Annotated in this window: 12 protein-coding genes and 3 tRNA genes; 7 read left to right on the top strand and 8 right to left on the bottom strand. The window is 45.2% G+C overall.

Annotated features, from left to right (window positions below; translation table 11 throughout):
* Nucleotides 1–87 precede the first annotated feature (87 nt).
* Together vmeF and OH463_RS00800 are read right to left on the bottom strand one after the other, a co-directional pair.
* Nucleotides 88–3,201 carry a multidrug efflux RND transporter permease subunit VmeF gene (vmeF, locus tag OH463_RS00805; RefSeq protein WP_269990299.1) on the bottom strand — a complete coding sequence of 1,038 codons (3,114 nt, stop codon included), beginning with the start codon at nt 3,199–3,201 and terminating at the stop codon, nt 88–90.
* Nucleotides 3,201–4,298 carry an efflux RND transporter periplasmic adaptor subunit gene (locus OH463_RS00800; protein WP_053052826.1) on the bottom strand — a complete coding sequence of 366 codons (1,098 nt, stop codon included), beginning with the start codon at nt 4,296–4,298 and terminating at the stop codon, nt 3,201–3,203. The genes vmeF and OH463_RS00800 overlap by 1 nt, the downstream gene beginning before the upstream one ends.
* Before the next feature lie 282 nt (nt 4,299–4,580).
* Between OH463_RS00800 and OH463_RS00795 the strand changes: the two genes are divergently transcribed.
* From OH463_RS00795 to OH463_RS00785, 3 genes are all read left to right on the top strand, one after another.
* A tRNA-Tyr gene (locus tag OH463_RS00795) sits at nt 4,581–4,665 on the top strand.
* A 99-nt stretch (nt 4,666–4,764) separates the two neighbouring features.
* Nucleotides 4,765–4,849: transfer RNA gene (locus OH463_RS00790), tRNA-Tyr, on the top strand.
* A gap of 100 nt (nt 4,850–4,949) precedes the next feature.
* A tRNA-Tyr gene (locus OH463_RS00785) sits at nt 4,950–5,034 on the top strand.
* A 396-nt stretch (nt 5,035–5,430) separates the two neighbouring features.
* Here the strand turns inward: OH463_RS00785 and OH463_RS00780 are convergent.
* Nucleotides 5,431–6,303 (bottom strand): Tim44 domain-containing protein, encoded by an 873-nt coding sequence (locus OH463_RS00780; RefSeq protein WP_005446611.1) that lies wholly within the window; start codon nt 6,301–6,303, stop codon nt 5,431–5,433.
* 256 nt (nt 6,304–6,559) lie between these two features.
* Between OH463_RS00780 and OH463_RS00775 the strand changes: the two genes are divergently transcribed.
* The 3 genes from OH463_RS00775 (at nt 6,560) to OH463_RS00765 (ending at nt 10,104) form a co-directional block, all read left to right on the top strand.
* Nucleotides 6,560–7,150 carry a TetR/AcrR family transcriptional regulator gene (locus OH463_RS00775; RefSeq protein WP_005446609.1) on the top strand — a complete coding sequence of 197 codons (591 nt, stop codon included), beginning with the start codon at nt 6,560–6,562 and terminating at the stop codon, nt 7,148–7,150.
* 13 nt (nt 7,151–7,163) lie between these two features.
* Nucleotides 7,164–9,038 carry an MFS transporter gene (locus OH463_RS00770; RefSeq protein ID WP_269990297.1) on the top strand — a complete coding sequence of 625 codons (1,875 nt, stop codon included), beginning with the start codon at nt 7,164–7,166 and terminating at the stop codon, nt 9,036–9,038.
* A gap of 160 nt (nt 9,039–9,198) precedes the next feature.
* The gene (locus OH463_RS00765; protein ID WP_047513154.1) at nt 9,199–10,104 is read left to right on the top strand and encodes a YeiH family protein; all 906 of its coding nucleotides are present in this window, start codon (nt 9,199–9,201) and stop codon (nt 10,102–10,104) included.
* Here the strand turns inward: OH463_RS00765 and OH463_RS00760 are convergent.
* Together OH463_RS00760 and OH463_RS00755 are read right to left on the bottom strand one after the other, a co-directional pair.
* The gene (locus tag OH463_RS00760) at nt 10,090–10,290 is read right to left on the bottom strand and encodes a hypothetical protein (RefSeq protein ID WP_005446604.1); all 201 of its coding nucleotides are present in this window, start codon (nt 10,288–10,290) and stop codon (nt 10,090–10,092) included. The two genes, OH463_RS00765 and OH463_RS00760, sit on opposite strands and share 15 nt — an antisense overlap.
* Nucleotides 10,291–10,645: 355 nt before the next feature.
* A complete protein-coding gene (locus OH463_RS00755; protein WP_005446602.1) occupies nt 10,646–11,530 on the bottom strand; it encodes a LysR substrate-binding domain-containing protein in 885 nt (294 codons plus the stop codon).
* Nucleotides 11,531–11,686: 156 nt separating this feature from the next.
* On the opposite strand from OH463_RS00755, the gene nagE reads away from it, so the two are divergent.
* Nucleotides 11,687–13,141 carry an N-acetylglucosamine-specific PTS transporter subunit IIBC gene (gene nagE, locus OH463_RS00750; protein ID WP_269990295.1) on the top strand — a complete coding sequence of 485 codons (1,455 nt, stop codon included), beginning with the start codon at nt 11,687–11,689 and terminating at the stop codon, nt 13,139–13,141.
* A gap of 50 nt (nt 13,142–13,191) precedes the next feature.
* Here the strand turns inward: nagE and menE are convergent, their stop codons facing one another.
* The 3 genes from menE to menB all read right to left on the bottom strand — a co-directional run bounded on the left by menE (nt 13,192) and on the right by menB (nt 16,594).
* Nucleotides 13,192–14,625 (bottom strand): o-succinylbenzoate--CoA ligase, encoded by a 1,434-nt coding sequence (menE, locus tag OH463_RS00745; RefSeq protein ID WP_269990294.1) that lies wholly within the window; start codon nt 14,623–14,625, stop codon nt 13,192–13,194.
* Nucleotides 14,610–15,599 carry an o-succinylbenzoate synthase gene (gene menC / locus OH463_RS00740; RefSeq protein WP_005446597.1) on the bottom strand — a complete coding sequence of 330 codons (990 nt, stop codon included), beginning with the start codon at nt 15,597–15,599 and terminating at the stop codon, nt 14,610–14,612. Before menC ends, menE begins: the two co-directional genes overlap by 16 nt.
* A 128-nt stretch (nt 15,600–15,727) precedes the next feature.
* Entirely contained in the window at nt 15,728–16,594 is an 867-nt protein-coding gene (menB, locus tag OH463_RS00735) for a 1,4-dihydroxy-2-naphthoyl-CoA synthase (RefSeq protein ID WP_005446595.1), read from the bottom strand.
* Nucleotide 16,595: the final 1 nt, after the last annotated feature.

Here is a 16,595-nt window from a genome sequence, read left to right as displayed (position 1 = left end):
TAGATCTATAAATAGCCAAGCGAAAAATATAAAAAAACCGAACGAAAATTGTTCGGCTTTTATATTCAACGTCTTAGCGGTAACACCTTATGGATGAGCAATACGTCCTTTTGTGTCGTGGCTTAGCGCTTTGTTCAACTCAGCCTCTACATGACCAGGTGAACGTGTCTTCGCAGAGATCAATCGGTACATCGCAGGGATAACAAACAGTGTCACTAATGTCGCAAAGCCCATACCGAAGAAGATAACCGTACCGACAGCCACACGGCTTTCATAACCCGCGCCTGTCGACATGATCAAAGGAATCGCACCGGCAAGTGTTGTGAATGCAGTCATCATGATCGGACGTAGACGACGAGCTGCCGCATCAGTAATCGCTTTTTCAAATTCAATGCCACGGTCACGTAACTGATTAGCAAACTCAACGATCAAGATACCGTTCTTAGTTACCATACCGATCAACATGATCATGCCGATCTGACTGTAGATGTTCATCCCTTGGCTCATCACTACCAAACCAAGGAAGCCACCAAAGACCCCCATCGGCACAGTGAACATTACCACTAGAGGGTTGACGAAGCTTTCGAACTGCGCCGCCAATACAAGATATGCAACTAACAATGCCAAGGCAAATACAACTGCAACACTGGCTTGGTTCTCTTTGAAGTCCTTTGATTCACCAGAATAGCTCACTGAAATATCACCCGGCAGGTTATCAATCGCTTCTTGGTCTAAGAAATCAAGCGCCTCACCTAAGGTGTAGCCTTCTGATAAATTGGCAGTAATGGTGATAGATTTCTGTTTGTTATAGTGGGACAAACGAATCGATGCAGCCACTTCTTCTACCTTAGTCACCGTATCTAAAGTCACTAGCTCACCGCTGGTAGTGCGCAAGTAAATCTGGCTTAAGTCAGCCGCGTTATTGAAGCTATTTTCATCACCTCGAAGGTAAACATCATATTCTTCACCACGGTCAACATAAGTCGTTTCACTTTTACCACCAAGCATGATTTCCAGAGTTTCAGAAATGTCTTGAACACTCACGCCAAGTTCAGCCGCGCGGCGTTTGTCGACAGACACCAATAGCTCTGGCGTTTTCTCTGAATAATCGATTTCAGCGCCTTCCATCATTGGTGATTCTTCAGCTTTGTTCTTGAGCATTTCTGCCCAGACTAATAGCTCATCGTAGTCCGATCCGCCCAAGACAAACTGCACTGGTTCGCTCGATCCACCACGGAAACCCGGCATGAATGGGAAGACACGAACGTCAGGAATACCTGCCAGTGATTTGCGAACTTGATTCAACGCATCTTGAGCAGTGACATCACGTTCGTTCCAGTCTTCCAGAATCATGATAACGAAACCCGTTTGGTCACCCGCTTGACCACCGAATGCTGGTGTTTGGATACTGAACGATTTCAAGAATCCTTGCCCCAGTAACGGCATTAAGCGATCTTCTACAATGTCCATGTTGGCTGACATACGGTTATAGGAAGTTGCATCAGCACCACGAACAAAGGCAAAGATCACGCCTCGGTCCTCTTGCGGAGTTAACTGTGCTGGCACTTGATTCATCAAGAAGTAACTGCCACCCATACACGCGATAATAACCAAAGGTGCAGCCCAACGAACTTTCAACGCACCGCGCAGCGCTTTACGATAAGCTGCTTCCAATTTCGCAAACAGCTTATCAACGGCTTGATTAAATCGGTTTGGTTTCACGTTCGCTTTTAGAATTTGACTGCCTAAAACAGGAGTAAGCGTCAAAGCAATTAAGGACGAGAAGATCACCGACATTGCCAACAAAACTGAGAATTCAGTAAACAGCAAACCGACCATGCCATCCATAAAGGAGATCGGCAGGAATACCATCACAAGAACTAACGTTGTGGCGATAACAGCAAAACCTACTTCACGCGTACCTTTGTAAGCCGCCAATAATGGTGATTCACCACGTTCAATATGGTGGAAGATGTTCTCTACTACTACGATTGCATCGTCCACAACTAGACCAATAGACAGGATCAACGCCATCAAAGTAATGAGGTTAATAGAGAAACCAAAATAGTAGGCAGCGATGAATGATGAAATCAGTGACACTGGTACCGTCACCGCAGGAATCAACGTTGCTCGTGCTTGACCGATAAAGATGTACAAAACCAGAATTACCAGACCACCCGTAATAAAGAGTGTACTGTAGACCTCATCGATCGAACGTTCGATAAAGACAGTGGCATCATAATCAATAGCTAGACGAGTCCCATCTGGCAAAAACTTCTGGATTTTATCCACTTCAGAACGCACAGCCTGCGCAACTTCTAAAGGGTTCGCATCTGATTGAGGCACCACCCCCAAACTGATGTTCACAACACCATCACTCTTAAAGGTCGAGTTTTCGTTTTCTGCACCGATGAACACATCAGCCACGTCTTTTAGGTAAATAGGCGTGTTGTCACTTGCACGTTTCACCACAAGGTATTGGAAATCTTCTGGCGTGTTGTATGTACGGGCAGTTCGCACTGACATCACTGTCGAATCGTTTCGAACTTCACCACCCGGACTTTCTAAGTTTTCACTACGAAGCGCTGCTGTAATATCAGAGGCAGTAACCGAACGCCCTGCCATCAGATCTGGTTTGAGTTTCACGTACATCACTTTGTACAAACCACCAGACAGATCGATAGAACTAACACCCGAGATCAAACTGAAACGGTCCATAAGCACACGTTCGGCATAATCCGTCAATTGTGTGCGGTCCATCTCTGATGAGCTGAGGTTAATATAGAGAGAAGCTTCACCAGAACCATTGTTTTTGTAAACAACAGGATCATCAGCTTCATCTGGCAACGAACGCTGTGCTCGAGCTACCGCATCACGAACATCACTTACGCCGGTATTAAGGTCATAACCCAATTCAAAAGTGATGGTGATACGCGACATGCTGTTGCGCGTAGTGGAGCTAATTTCATCAATTCCACTGATGCCCGAAAGTTGATCTTCCAGTACCGAAGTAATTTGGCTTTCAATGATGGTTGCAGAAGCGCCTTCATAACGAGTGCTGATCGATACAACTGGACTTTCGATATCTGGCATTTCACGCACTGCAAGTTTGGTAAACGACACAAAGCCGAATACACATAGCAGCATGCTTAATACCAGCGCCGCAACAGGGCGTTTTACGGAAACGTCAGAAAGTAACATTAATTTGCTTCCTTAGCCGCTTCGTCTTGCGCGCCCTGCTCACTGGTTGCATTCGCAGTTTTCGCTTTTCCTGGTGCGATGATTTCTTTCACTTCGACGCCATCGCGCATGTTCACAATACCTTGCACGACAATCTTGTCGCCAATCTCTACACCAGATTCAATCACCACTTCATTATCGACACGCGCCCCCAAGAACACTTCTTGACGCTTCGCTTTGTTGTCTTCATCAATAACATACACAAAACGCTTCGTTCCGGAATATTCCAGCGCTTGAACTGGGATAATTGGTGCTTCAATCGCAGGGAATGCCAAAGACGCATTCATAAGCATGCCCGGCTTCAGATGGTTTTCTGGGTTGTCGAATTCAATACGAATACGTAAGTTCAACGTTTCTGCACTGATACGAGTATCGATGCCTGTGACTTTACCGACAAAATCAACACCGTTCCAAGCGCTGGTCGTCGCGTGAACCTCCATACCAACAGATAACATCGATAGGTAACGCTCAGGTACTTGCAGATCCAGCTCCATTACGGACAAGTCATCTAACGTCAGCAACTCAGAGCCTGCACTGACCATTTTTCCTCGACTAAAATCGATAAAACCAACCGTACCGGCAAAAGGTGCACTGATATTAAGATCCGCTAGGTTAGCTTTTGCTGCATCTAGACGCGCTTCCGCAATCTCTACGCTTGCTTTTTGCGCATCAATTTCCGTTTGAGTAATGGCATTACGTTTCACCAAACGCTGAAACTCTTTTAACTTACGCTGTTCATCTTTTAGGTAAGCTTTTGCTTCTACTAATGCTGCTTGCGCTTTGTCATCATTTAGTAGAATGAGCAGCTGATCTTGTTGAACGTTTTGATTGGCTTTTACGGGGATATCTTTTACCTTGCCAGCAACTTCAGAAGCAACAATCACTGATTGGGCAGCTTCTAGCTTACCAATCAATGATAGAGATTGGTTGATTTGATGCGTCTCTACTTGTTCAGTTACGACCGTAACCGTCGATGGACCACGTTTTGCAGCAAAAGCCGCAGGTGATGCCATTAAAATAGAAAGCGTTAGAACGGATAAAGTGGCTCTCATACTCATAATTTTGACTACTAAACAGATAAACTTATGTCATTAAACTGATTACAGTTTATCAGTTGATACGACGCCTAACGTCAAGTAGTGTAAATTCAAGTAAAAAGTCAGTTTCTCTTTTGTATAAACGACATACAAAACGCTGACTTTCTACCATCTTTGCCCAAAAAGGCAGCATTCAACTTAAAAACGTAAGAAAAACGCTTTACAGCTTGAGCGAGTTTGCTATGATGCGCTCCGCACTTGAGAGATGTGTTGGGAAAACATTCTTAAGTATAAAAATACTCTGGAGGGGTTCCCGAGTGGCCAAAGGGAGCAGACTGTAAATCTGCCGGCACTGCCTTCGATGGTTCGAATCCGTCCCCCTCCACCATATTCTTTCTTATGTTTTTCCTTTGAACATAAGAACAACTTGGAAGCTAGGTTGGGAAACTAATTTTCAAGCATGCTCTTTGTAGTATGAAAACACCCTGGAGGGGTTCCCGAGTGGCCAAAGGGAGCAGACTGTAAATCTGCCGGCACTGCCTTCGATGGTTCGAATCCGTCCCCCTCCACCATATTCTTTCTTATGTTTTTCCTTTAAACATGAGAACAACTTGGAAGCTAGGTTGGGAAACTAATTTTCAAGCATACTCTTTGTAGTATGAAAAACACCCTGGAGGGGTTCCCGAGTGGCCAAAGGGAGCAGACTGTAAATCTGCCGGCACTGCCTTCGATGGTTCGAATCCGTCCCCCTCCACCATATTGAAAAAGCCAGCTCATTGAGCTGGCTTTTTTCGTTCTATACCTATCAATTTTCAATGACAACCCCACTATCTGGCTAAATCTAGTCTCACTCATAGCGCGATTTTTAGTGATCTTTCGTTAAGTAGTACGACACCTAGATACTTTTAACTAGCTCTGCTTGAGAGGGAATCAAAGTATTTTAGGTCAATGGAATCAAGCCATAGATCATCTCATTAGCTCTATCTTCACCATTCCCTATGTGTGACTCATCGTTTCCCTTGTAAGGATCCTATTTGCTCGACTTTAACCACTCGAAATTATATCGATAGGTTTCGATTCTCTGATTTCCAGACATAAAAAAACCCGCTCGAAAGCGGGATTTTACTAAGACTAAATTGAACGCTGCTGGTGATTAACCTTGAATACCGACAATCAACCAAGGTGCGTTTGGTACCGTTAGGTCGCGCTCTAGGTGCCAGATATCTTCGATATCTTCTTCAATGCCTTCTGCTGCATCACGGTAGCGACCACTGAACTGCAGACTAAGCTGTGCTTTACTTGCATCGTAGTCAGCGCGAACGATTTCAGCATCTACATACATCACATCGGTGTGTTGCTCGCCATCTAGCTTCGCACGCTCTGCTTTCAAATCTTCAAATAGGCTTGGTGAAACATACTCTTCAATCGTGTGAAGTTGGTTATGGTTCCATGCGCCTTGCAAGATGCGGTAGTGCTCACGAGAGCCATTGATAAATGCAGCTTGGTCAAAACCCGGTGGGTAGTTATGTGGGATGTCAGTTTGAGCACCGAAACCGCCAAAACCACCAGCGTTTGTATTTGGCTGTTGCTCAAAATTCTGCATGTTTGGTTGCTCGAACTTAGAAGCATTACCGCCAAATGCTGGCTGTTGACGATGCTGATTCATACTGCCCTGTTTAGCGCCAAGCATGCCACGCATCAATTTGAAGATAACAAATGCAATCAAACCGATGATTAGGATATCCATAAATTGGATACCTTCGAATGCACCACCAAAGAATGCTGCTAACAAACCACCAGCAAGAAGACCACCAAGTAAGCCGCCCATCAAACCTTTTTTGCTTGATGATTTAGCACCTTGTTCTTTACCAATGGTGTTTGTGTTTTGTTGCTGCTGTTTAGGAGCAGGGGCTGTTTTATAACTCTTACCGAAAGACTTACCACCACCGAACTTTTTCGCTTCCGCGATAGGCGTTACAGCAACAGTAAACATCAGTAGGGCGACAATCGAAAATAAACGTTTCATCGTTATCCTTAAAATTGACGATATGTACTTAATCGCGCTGCATGATAGTGAAATGAACGAGCATCTAATATCAGTAGCACGCTAAATATGAGATGTGTCCATCATACTCCGTCGGATTCAACAATGAAACAATCCGTAATAGAAGACATGTATCAGAATATTGCCAACCCACAGGTTTCTGACTTGTTTGCGTTATTGACGGTCAATCAGTAGCTGACTATCATATTGAACGTTGTTCAATAAGTAGTTTTAAATTATGGCGCGCAGAAACGATCACACTAGAGAAGAGTTAGTCAATTTGACTCTTACCACAGTCAAAGACTTTTTAGACGAAAACTCTTACCACGACCTGAGCCTTCGCAAGATCGCTAATATGATAGGTTACGTGCCAAGTACTCTCGTTAATATCTTTGGCAACTATAACCTATTGCTTTTACATGCCGTTGCACAGACATTGGATGAGTTGCAACAAGAAGCAGTAACCGCGACCAAAAACAGTAAGGATGCTCATCAAGCACTTTTTGAACTGGCATACTGCTACCATGACTTTGCGCAAAAACACCCTTACCGTTGGCAACTGGTATTTGAGCACAACATGAATGGTGCTGAGCTTCCAGAGTGGCACGCGAAGCGCATCGATGGTATGACAGGAATGTTGGAATCCTTATTGGCACAAATCGCTCCCCATCGTACTGAATCTGAAGTATTACAAGCGAGTCGAGTATTATGGTCAGGTGTTCACGGCATTACACTTCTGAGTGTCGATGACAAATTTTTCTCAAGCGAACCTATTGATGGTAAAGAGCTTATCGATAACCTGATTTCAAACTACCTGATCAGCTGGTAATAAAGGATTGTTCATGTCATCAGACAGCCAGTCGTCTTTGCTTAGGCAGCGAAAGTTCCTCCCCTACTTTATTACCCAGTTTTTTGGTGCTTTCAACGACAACATATTTAAGAACGTACTGCTGCTGTTTGTGGCTTTTGCTGGGTCAAGCGCGTTACCAATTTCTAGCAACCTTTTCATTAACTTAGCGGCAGGCTTGTTTATTCTTCCATTCTTCTTATTCTCTGCATCAGCTGGGGTGCTCGCGGATAAGTACGAGAAGTCATGGTTTATTCGAAAGGTAAAGTTGTTCGAGATCGGCATCATGCTATTAGGCGCAATTGGTTTTATCACCGAAAGCTATGGCGTCCTGCTCTTATTGCTGTTTTTGATGGGTACCCAATCGGCGTTCTTTGGACCAGTCAAATATGCCCTACTTCCTCAACAACTTAATGAAAGAGAACTCGTCCCTGGCAATGCATTAGTCGAAGCTGGTACGTTTATCGCAATTCTGGTCGGTACTCTCGGTGCCGGTATTATTGCCTCAGCAGAGAGTGCCAAATATCTTGCTGCTTTCTGCGTTGTCATCTTTGCTGTTTTGGGCTACCTATCTAGTCGCTTTATTCCGTTTGCATCAGCCAGCGCGCCGGACATTCAATTCAAATGGCAACCATATAAACAGACCAAACACACACTCGCGATTGCTAAGTCTGATCGTATTGTCTTCCAATGCATCATGGCAATCAGCTGGTTTTGGTTCCTAGGTGCGGCTTATCTGACTCAATTTCCAAACTTCACCAAGGTGTATTTGAACGGTACCGAAAGCGCGGTTTCTTTCCTTCTAGCGCTATTCTCTGTGGGCATTGCTGTTGGCTCCATGGCGTGTAATTGGCTCTCAAATCATCGTATTGAAATCGGCATCGTGCCGATTGGTGCTCTGGGTATCACAATCTTCGGTTTCTTGATGGCAACATCGATTCCGACCGATCTGCCTCGCTTCCATACTTTCGCTGAGTTTGTTAGCTACGATGCATTCTGGCCCTTGTTCTTCTACTTATTAATGATAGGTGTATCCGGCGGTCTCTTTATCGTCCCCCTTTATGCCTTGATGCAACACCGAGCTAAAGAAACGGAACGAGCGCAGGTCATTGCAGGCTTAAACATCTTTAACTCTCTATTCATGGTAGGCAGCGCTGTATTAGGCATTGTTTGTCTAAGCGTACTTGAAATGAGCATTCCTCAATTGTTTGCTCTTCTGGCGGTGCTTAACTTCCTCGTTGCAACGTACATTTTTTTGCAGATTCCTATCTTTGTGGTGCGCTTTGCAATGTGGGTGGTCACTCATACCATTTACCGAGTGAAGCACAAGAACTTACACCACCTACCAGAACACGGCGGGGCATTGATCGTCTGCAATCATGTCAGCTATATGGACTCACTGCTATTAAGTGCCGTTTGTCCTCGTCTCATTCGATTTGTGATGGAAGAAGACTATGCGAACCTTCCTCCTTTGCGACGATTTCTTCGCCGAGCAGGCGTGATCCCCATCTCGGCTAGCAATCGAACATCGATTCGCCGCGCATTTAATGATGTTGAGAAAGCACTGAGTGAGGGTCATATTGTGTGTATTTTCCCAGAGGGACGTTTAACGTCAGATGGTGAGATGAACGAGTTTATGCGTGGTATCGATATCATCCTTCGCCGCAGCCCTGTCCCTGTTATACCAATGGCACTGAAAGGTTTGTGGGGTAGCTATTTCAGCCGTGCAAAAGGTCGCGCATGTAAGGGGTTACCAACCCGTTTCTGGTCTAAATTAGAAATCGAAGCAGGAACACCCGTCGATCCAAAACAAGCCAGCGCGCAAGTTATGTTTGAAAAAGTAAGAGCACTTCGAGGCGACTGGCGTTAAACTCAGAGCAGCACTTTCATATTCTTGAACATGCGTTTAGTTTAACTGAACGCATGTTCAATTCATTAAGACTTTCTGACCAAAAGCGTTACTGTATACTCCACGCTTTAACTCATAACAACGAACGACACCCTTGAATACAAAGAATATCCCCTTTGGATTGGCACTGCTGTTTTGTTTAACCCCTTTCGTGTCCTCTCCTATTGCGCTTGTGATCGGTTTTCTATTGGCGAGTTTTAGCCTAGTACCGACAGAACTTCCTATTGCCTCTTTTACCAAGAAGTTGCTTTCCTATTCAATCATTGGCTTAGGATTCGGTATTCACTTTGAGCAGGCTCTAGCAGTCACTTCTGACGGTATTGGTCTTATCATCGCCACCATTCTTGGCACGCTTGTGATCGGTATGACGATCGCGAAGATGATTAAGTTAGAACGAACGACCGCTTACTTAATCGCTTCTGGCACTGCAATTTGTGGTGGCAGTGCAATTGCCGCTGTCGCTCCAGCAATTAAAGCGAAGGACGAACAAATCGGTCTTGCACTTGCAACGGTTTTCGTTCTGAACTCATTAGCGCTATTTATCTTCCCAGTGATTGGTCACGCAATAGGCTTGGATCAGCATACGTTCGGAACATGGGCGGCGATTGCGATTCACGACACTTCTTCAGTTGTGGGTGCCGCGTCTGCTTACGGCGAAGAAGCACTTACGACAGCAACAACATTGAAACTCGCCCGTGCATTGTGGATTATCCCTGTCGCACTGATCAGTGCTGTGATCTTTTCTCGAGGTAATGGAGAGGAAGGCAAAAGTAAGTTAGTGATTCCTTACTTCATTTTCTGGTACTGTGCTGCAATTGCATTCAGCGATTTCTTCCCACAATTTGAAGTGGTATATCAAGGCATCTTTGCCATTGCTAAGCAAGCTCTTGTGGTTTGTTTGTTCTTGATTGGTTGCAGTATTTCAGTCTCAAAACTCAAATCAGCAGGCGCAAAGCCATTACTGTTTGGCGTCACGTTGTGGGTACTGATTTCTACTACGTCTCTAGGCTGGTTACTTCTCAGCTAAACCTTGATCGATTTTCTGAGGCTGGGTTGGCTCGACTTTTCGCGTGCTTTGACTTTTGTGTACCAACACTAAAGCTATTGCAACCAGAAAGGCAGTTAACTCAGCCAATGAACGCATTAACCCCTCACTGCTGACAGCTACACCGATTTGCAATAATACCGCCGCTGCTAACGCTAATTTGATCATCCTGAACCTTATGCCTTATTCCTTTATCTTTGAGCATGATTATGATTCAGAGTTATAAGGATACGAAATTACCTTTTCGACTAATTCATTGCGAAATCAACTATACCCAAGTGACTTCAAGGTGCTGGATTCAGAGCGCTGTCACTGATTCAAGTTCAAGGAAAACAACGAAGCGTAATAGCAAGCTCTTTCAAAGTTGTTTGACGATGAAATTGTTTCAGTGACACGCTCCCAAAGGGCGAGTTGCCTTGGTTCGTATGCTCCGTTAACAACTTTTGATTTAGAACCACTAGATCTTCAAATTGTTGCCTCGCCTTCAAACCAAGTCATTCTCGCTGAACCAAGCATTTTGAGGTTACTTGGGTATATGACTTTCTATCCATGAAATAAAGGTTTTCACTTTAGGTCGATGTTCATAGCCAGATGGACAAATTAAATCGTACCCCAAGTTCGTATCCATTGTCGGATAAGGGCTAACCAATTCTCCTTTATCCAGTAAATCTTTGACGAATCGATACCGCCCCATCGCCACACCAACACTATTTCTCGCCGCGAGCACCGCCATATCTCGATGGCTAACACAATAAAAATGCTCAAAGATATCAACATCAAGTCCCACATGGGCAATCCATCGTTGCCATACATCCGAACCCAATGCATGGATAAAGTTGATACGATGAAGTGATGCCATCCCATCCTCTAAAATATTCTGTTCTTTCATGTACTCAGGTGTACAGACCGGGATGTACTTTTCACCAAACAGTCTTTGGCGATACACATCAACCAAATGCTCCGTATCATAAAAAATCGCAGCATCAATGTGATTAGTCACTAAATCTAATTGGTTTTCCTGTGCAAACAGGTTGAGGTTAAATCCCGGATAAAGACGTTTAAAATCCGCAATACGTGGCATCAACCATCCATTTAAGAATCCCGGAGATGCAGCGATATTCAGTTCACCAACTAAATCCGTTGATTTTATTTCTTCAATTTCATTAAAGATGGTGCTCAGTGACGATGATAATGTCTTTTGGAATCGGTACCCTTCTGCGGTCAAATCTAACTTCCGCGTACCTCGCACAAACAGAGAAAAACCAAGCTCCTGCTCTAGCACTTTGATGCGATGACTCACAGCGCCTTGAGTGAGGTGCAACTCTTTCGCTGCCTGCGTAAAGCTGAGGTGCTTCGCTGCGATACTGAAGGTATGAAGGTTTCTAAGCAGTAACTGTTGGTTAGCCATAACGCACCATGCATTAAAAATATTAATTCATGATAGTAGTGATTTCGTTTGTTTGCGTCGATAATTAAGTTTCAAATAGTCTCTAGAAACTAAATAAAAACATCACTTTCAAACATAGATCATGTTTTAGGTGGCATTAAAATTATAGGGGCAAATATGAATATACTCGGCTATATGCAAAAAGTCGGTAAGGCATTAATGGTACCCGTGGCGACCCTACCTGCTGCGGCAATATTAATGGGGATTGGCTACTGGATTGATCCGGTCGGTTGGGGCTCTGAAAGTGTTTTAGCGGCATTCCTAATTAAATCCGGTGGAGCCATCATTGATAACATGGCGGTACTGTTCGCCGTTGGTGTCGCTTTCGGATTAAGTAAGGATAAGAATGGCTCTGCCGCTTTATCTGGTTTTATCTGTTTTATGGTGCTAACCACATTACTAGCACCGGGTGCCGTTACTCAATTGATGGATATTAGTGCTGACGAAGTGCCTGATGCGTTCAACAAAATCAACAACCAGTTTATCGGTATTCTAGTTGGCGTGATCTCAGCAGAAATCTATAACCGTTACTCTGGTGTTGAGCTACCAAAGGCGTTGGCATTCTTCAGTGGCAAGCGTCTGGTTCCAATCTTAACCTCTATCGCTGGCATGGCTTTGGCTTTTGTCCTGCTTTACGTATGGCCTGTGATTTACGATGCATTAATTATTTTCGGGACTAAGCTCGAATCCATGGGGGCGTTAGGCGCAGGTCTCTTTGGCTTCTTTAACCGTTTGATGCTGACAATCGGCATGCACCACGCGCTCTACCCAGTCTTCTGGTTTGATGTGGTTGGCATCAACGACATTCCAAACTTCTTAGGCGGCGCACAGTCTATTGCCAATGGTACGGCTGTGATCGGCAAAACTGGTATGTACCAAGCTGGCTTCTTCCCAATTATGATGTTTGGTCTACCAGGTGCCGCTCTTGCGATTTATCACTGCGCTGATAAGCAAAACAAAACCAAAGTGTTTTCTATCATGCTGGCTGCTGCGATGGCGTCTTTCTTCACTGGTATCACAGAACCTCTAGAGTTCAGCTTCATGTTCTTAGCGCCAGTGTTGTACCTGATTCACGCAGTATTAACGGGGATCTCAATGTGCATTGCGGCAAGCATGCAATGGATGGCAGGTTTTGGCTTCTCTGCAGGCTTCGTTGACTTCGTACTATCAAGCCAAAACCCGCTGGCGACCAAATGGTACATGCTGATCCCACAAGGTTTAGTTTTCTTCGCGATTTACTACAGCGTATTCCGCTTTGCGATTATTAAGTTCAACTTACGTACACCCGGTCGCGGCGAGGATATGGAAAAAGAAGTCACTGAGAACATAGGTGAATTGGCGAAAGACTACATCACAGCGATCGGTGGTGCAGATAACATTCTCGAGGTGGACAACTGTATTACTCGCCTTCGCTTGACCGTAAAAGACTCTTCTCTAGCCGATGAAGCTAAGCTAAAACAACTAGGTGCTGCTGGCGTAGTTATGATTGGTAAAGGCGGCTTACAAGTGATTATCGGATTGGGCAAAGTAGATAAAGTGGCTGAGCAGATGAAAGTCGCGCTCGCTAACTAAAGAATTGTGGTGACTCACCATCACCACATCCCCCTGAAGTGCAATAACGCTTAGTCACCGTTTTGCACTTCATTTTTTAACCAGTCTTTCACTGCTTTGCGCGACACTTTAATACCACCACCCAACAGAGTTTGAGGCATTGCGTAATACGCTACTGGCCATTTGAATTTCTCTAGCTTAGTTTTTAGGTATTGCTCGTACTGTACTTTGCTCAATAACGATTCAGTTTGAATCACAGCCACTGGTCGGTGTCCAAATTCCGCATCTTCTACTGGCACAACAATGCTTTGCGAAATACCCTCGATTTGGTTCAGTACTGCTTCAATTTCTTCGCAGTGAACATTCTCACCGCCAGAGATGAATTGGTTGTCTGCTCGTCCAATGATCTTAAGTTCATCGCCTTGCCACTCACCTAAGTCTTTACTGTCGAACCAACCATCATCATTAAGCAGAGAAGTAATACTTCCTTGATTAAAGTAGCCAGTTGCGAGAGTGAGCCCGCCAATATAAATGCGTTGCTCCTCCAGCTTAATATCTCGATTTTGCAATAGGTGACCTGCATTGCTGATGCTGTCTATTTGCTTTGCTGTCACCGTTGAAGCGGCTTCCGTCATGCCGTAGCCTAGCCAAGTCTCAATGCCTTGTTGTGTCGCTCGTAGTGCGAGCTCATGTGCGACGTGGCTACCACCCAGTAATACATGCGTGAGAGACAATTCAACTTGTTCGTCCAGCAAACGCTTAAGCTGGGTCGAGACTAAAGAAGCATGAGAGACACCAACAATATCGTCTGCAAGGCTTCCACTTCCGACCTTAATGGTTGCACCAGCGAACAGCCAGCGATACACGATGGCAAGACCAGAAACATGATAAAGCGGCAAAGAGAGTAACCACGTATCTTGTTGGTCGAACCGAAACTCAGCCAACAGACCTTGAGCTGAAGAAAGATGCTGTCTATGCGTATGAACAACCGCTTTGGGCGTACCGGTTGAACCAGAGGTAAATACGATAGATGCGAATCCATCATGCGAGTATCCGTCAGTAGAGAGCACTGATACATCATCGGTGTCAGTGTCTGGAATCGACAACAAGGTAGCACTAAGTTGTGATAACTGATTTTCAGAGTACAAACCAACGGCACCATCAGCAAACCAAACAAAGCGTTGCTGGTTCGGTTTGTATAATGTCGTTAGTTTGCCAGACAGAGCCTCAAAAGGCTGCGGCATGGTTAAAGCAACAGTCACTCCTAACTGCTGAGCGGCAAGATAAAACCACAGGGTTTCAACTTGATTCTTACCGACTAACGTCACCACATCTCCATTCATCACACCTTGCTGTTGCAGGGAATGAACATAATGGCTAATCCGTGCCGCTAATTGCTGCCAATTGAGCGACGCTTTGTTTGTTTCAAGCGCAATAGAAAAAGGGCTCACTTGAGCCCAGTATTTCCACGGTGCAATCGCAATATCATCTACGCTGAATGCCACACTAACTCCTGCTCTGACAGCGGAATAACTGGAAGATCGCACTTCGGCCAGCCCTGCTCTAATTGCGCTTTAAACAAACCAATGGTATCCAAACCTGGGATCTCATTTGGTAGTTGCCATTGTGCTAAGCGCGCAAGTTGGTTGAGACCTAAGCTCGATTCAATGCTTGAGCTGATCACGGCTTTAATGCCCAGCGTCTTCGCCTTTTCAATCAGCTTAATACAGAAATCAACCGAGCCGATTAACGTTGGCTTGATGATGATGGTTTTCACACCAGTAAGATCTTCCAAGCTGAAATCTTCACGACGAACCGCATCTTGCAACGTCTCATCCCACGCGATAGCGATCCCCGTATTGATTGCAAAAGACAGACTGTCGCCAGGAGAGCGACATGGCTCCTCCAAGAAGGTGATGCGCTGGCGTAGTGATGGTGCAATGTATTTTGCAAACTGCTGCGCTTTTTCTGGCGTCCAAGCACGGTTTGCATCAAGACGAAGCGTTAGCTGTGGAATCGACTCAAGAAACAAGTTCACCAGCATACCGTCACGAATTGGTTCATACAGACCGACTTTTACTTTCGCGACTTTTTCGCCTTCCATTTCGTTCAGTTTTGGGATCAGATCGTCTGGGTCACCGTTACACAAAGGCGCGACTTGGTGCTTACCTTGCGTAGGTAAACCACCTTCAAGCTCCAGTTGAGCCATCGACAAACCAAACGCAACCGATGGATACATGTGGTTGTAATCCAAAGGTAAGTTCGCAACCCAGCGTTCAACCTGAGCTTGCAATTGAATACCGGCTTCTTCCACACCTTCCAAGCTAAAACCAACCAGTGGAGCGACTTCACCACGACCGATTTTATCGCCTTCGGACAGTTCAACGATGTAACCTGTACGTTCCGTCAACTTGTTATCACGCAGTATCACGCCACTGTCCATTGGCAAGCAGTAACGATAAATCTTCGCTTTACGCATAATTCGAATCCTATGTAATGCCGTATATTCTGAGCTCTTTAGCGAGAAAACCCGCTAGCCTCCCAGAGGGCGAGGCGCTCAGGACGAAAACGAAATAGAGGAGCGCATGGCTCCTCTTCTTATACGGATTATGGGTTACGAGGGAATTTATCGAAGTCTGGGCGACGTTTCTCGTTGAATGCGTTACGACCTTCTTGGCCTTCATCCGTCATGTAGAACATCATTGTCGCGTTACCAGCAAGCTCTTGCAGACCCGCTTGACCATCACAGTCTGCATTGAGTGCCGCTTTCAAACAACGTAGCGCCATAGGGCTATGTTGTAGAACTTCACGACACCAGCGAACGGTTTCTTTTTCTAGGTCTTCTAGTGGCACAACTGTGTTCACTAGTCCCATATCTACTGCTTCTTGTGCATTGTAGAAGCGACATAGGAACCAGATTTCGCGAGCTTTCTTCTGGCCAACAATGCGAGCCATGTAAGATGCACCCCAGCCACCATCGAATGAACCGACTTTAGGACCCGTTTGACCAAATTGTGCATTGTCAGCAGCAATCGTTAGATCACACATCATATGAAGAACATGACCACCACCGACAGCCCAACCTGCAACCGATGCGATCACTGGTTTTGGACAAGTACGGATGTCGCGTTGGAAATCCAACACGTTTAGATGGTGAGTGCCTTGGTCGTCTTTATAGCCGCCGTAATCGCCGCGGATCTTCTGGTCACCGCCAGAACAGAAAGCGTCTTCGCCTAGACCCGTTAGAATGATCACGCCAACACCAGAGTCGTAGCGTGCATCTGCCAACGCATCAATCATCTCTTTCACCGTTTGAGGGCGGAACGCATTACGCACTTGTGGACGTGCAATAGTAATTTTCGCGATACCGTCTTCAGACTTGTGGTAATGAATGTCCTCGTATTTCTCGCCGCAATCTTTCCATTGAACCGGAGCGTAAAGTTCTTCTTCAGAAATGCCTACTGTTTTAGCCATG

The organism is Vibrio sp. NFR, from assembly GCF_027587095.1.
GTDB lineage: Bacteria > Pseudomonadota > Gammaproteobacteria > Enterobacterales > Vibrionaceae > Vibrio > Vibrio harveyi.
Note: the sequence above shows the minus strand (reverse complement) of the source record. Positions and strands in the feature narration are given on the sequence as shown.

Excerpts from the sequence above, each read along its gene's own strand:
- vmeF (WP_269990299.1), bottom strand. The coding sequence starts at position 3,201 with ATGTTACTTTCTGACGTTTCCGTAAAACGCCCTGTTGCGGCGCTGGTA.
- OH463_RS00800 (WP_053052826.1), bottom strand. The coding sequence starts at position 4,298 with ATGAGTATGAGAGCCACTTTATCCGTTCTAACGCTTTCTATTTTAATG.
- OH463_RS00780 (WP_005446611.1), bottom strand. The coding sequence starts at position 6,303 with ATGAAACGTTTATTTTCGATTGTCGCCCTACTGATGTTTACTGTTGCT.
- OH463_RS00775 (WP_005446609.1), top strand. The coding sequence starts at position 6,560 with ATGGCGCGCAGAAACGATCACACTAGAGAAGAGTTAGTCAATTTGACT.
- OH463_RS00770 (WP_269990297.1), top strand. The coding sequence starts at position 7,164 with ATGTCATCAGACAGCCAGTCGTCTTTGCTTAGGCAGCGAAAGTTCCTC.
- OH463_RS00760 (WP_005446604.1), bottom strand. The coding sequence starts at position 10,290 with ATGATCAAATTAGCGTTAGCAGCGGCGGTATTATTGCAAATCGGTGTA.
- OH463_RS00755 (WP_005446602.1), bottom strand. The coding sequence starts at position 11,530 with ATGGCTAACCAACAGTTACTGCTTAGAAACCTTCATACCTTCAGTATC.
- nagE (WP_269990295.1), top strand. The coding sequence starts at position 11,687 with ATGAATATACTCGGCTATATGCAAAAAGTCGGTAAGGCATTAATGGTA.
- menC (WP_005446597.1), bottom strand. The coding sequence starts at position 15,599 with ATGCGTAAAGCGAAGATTTATCGTTACTGCTTGCCAATGGACAGTGGC.
- menB (WP_005446595.1), bottom strand. The coding sequence starts at position 16,594 with ATGGCTAAAACAGTAGGCATTTCTGAAGAAGAACTTTACGCTCCGGTT.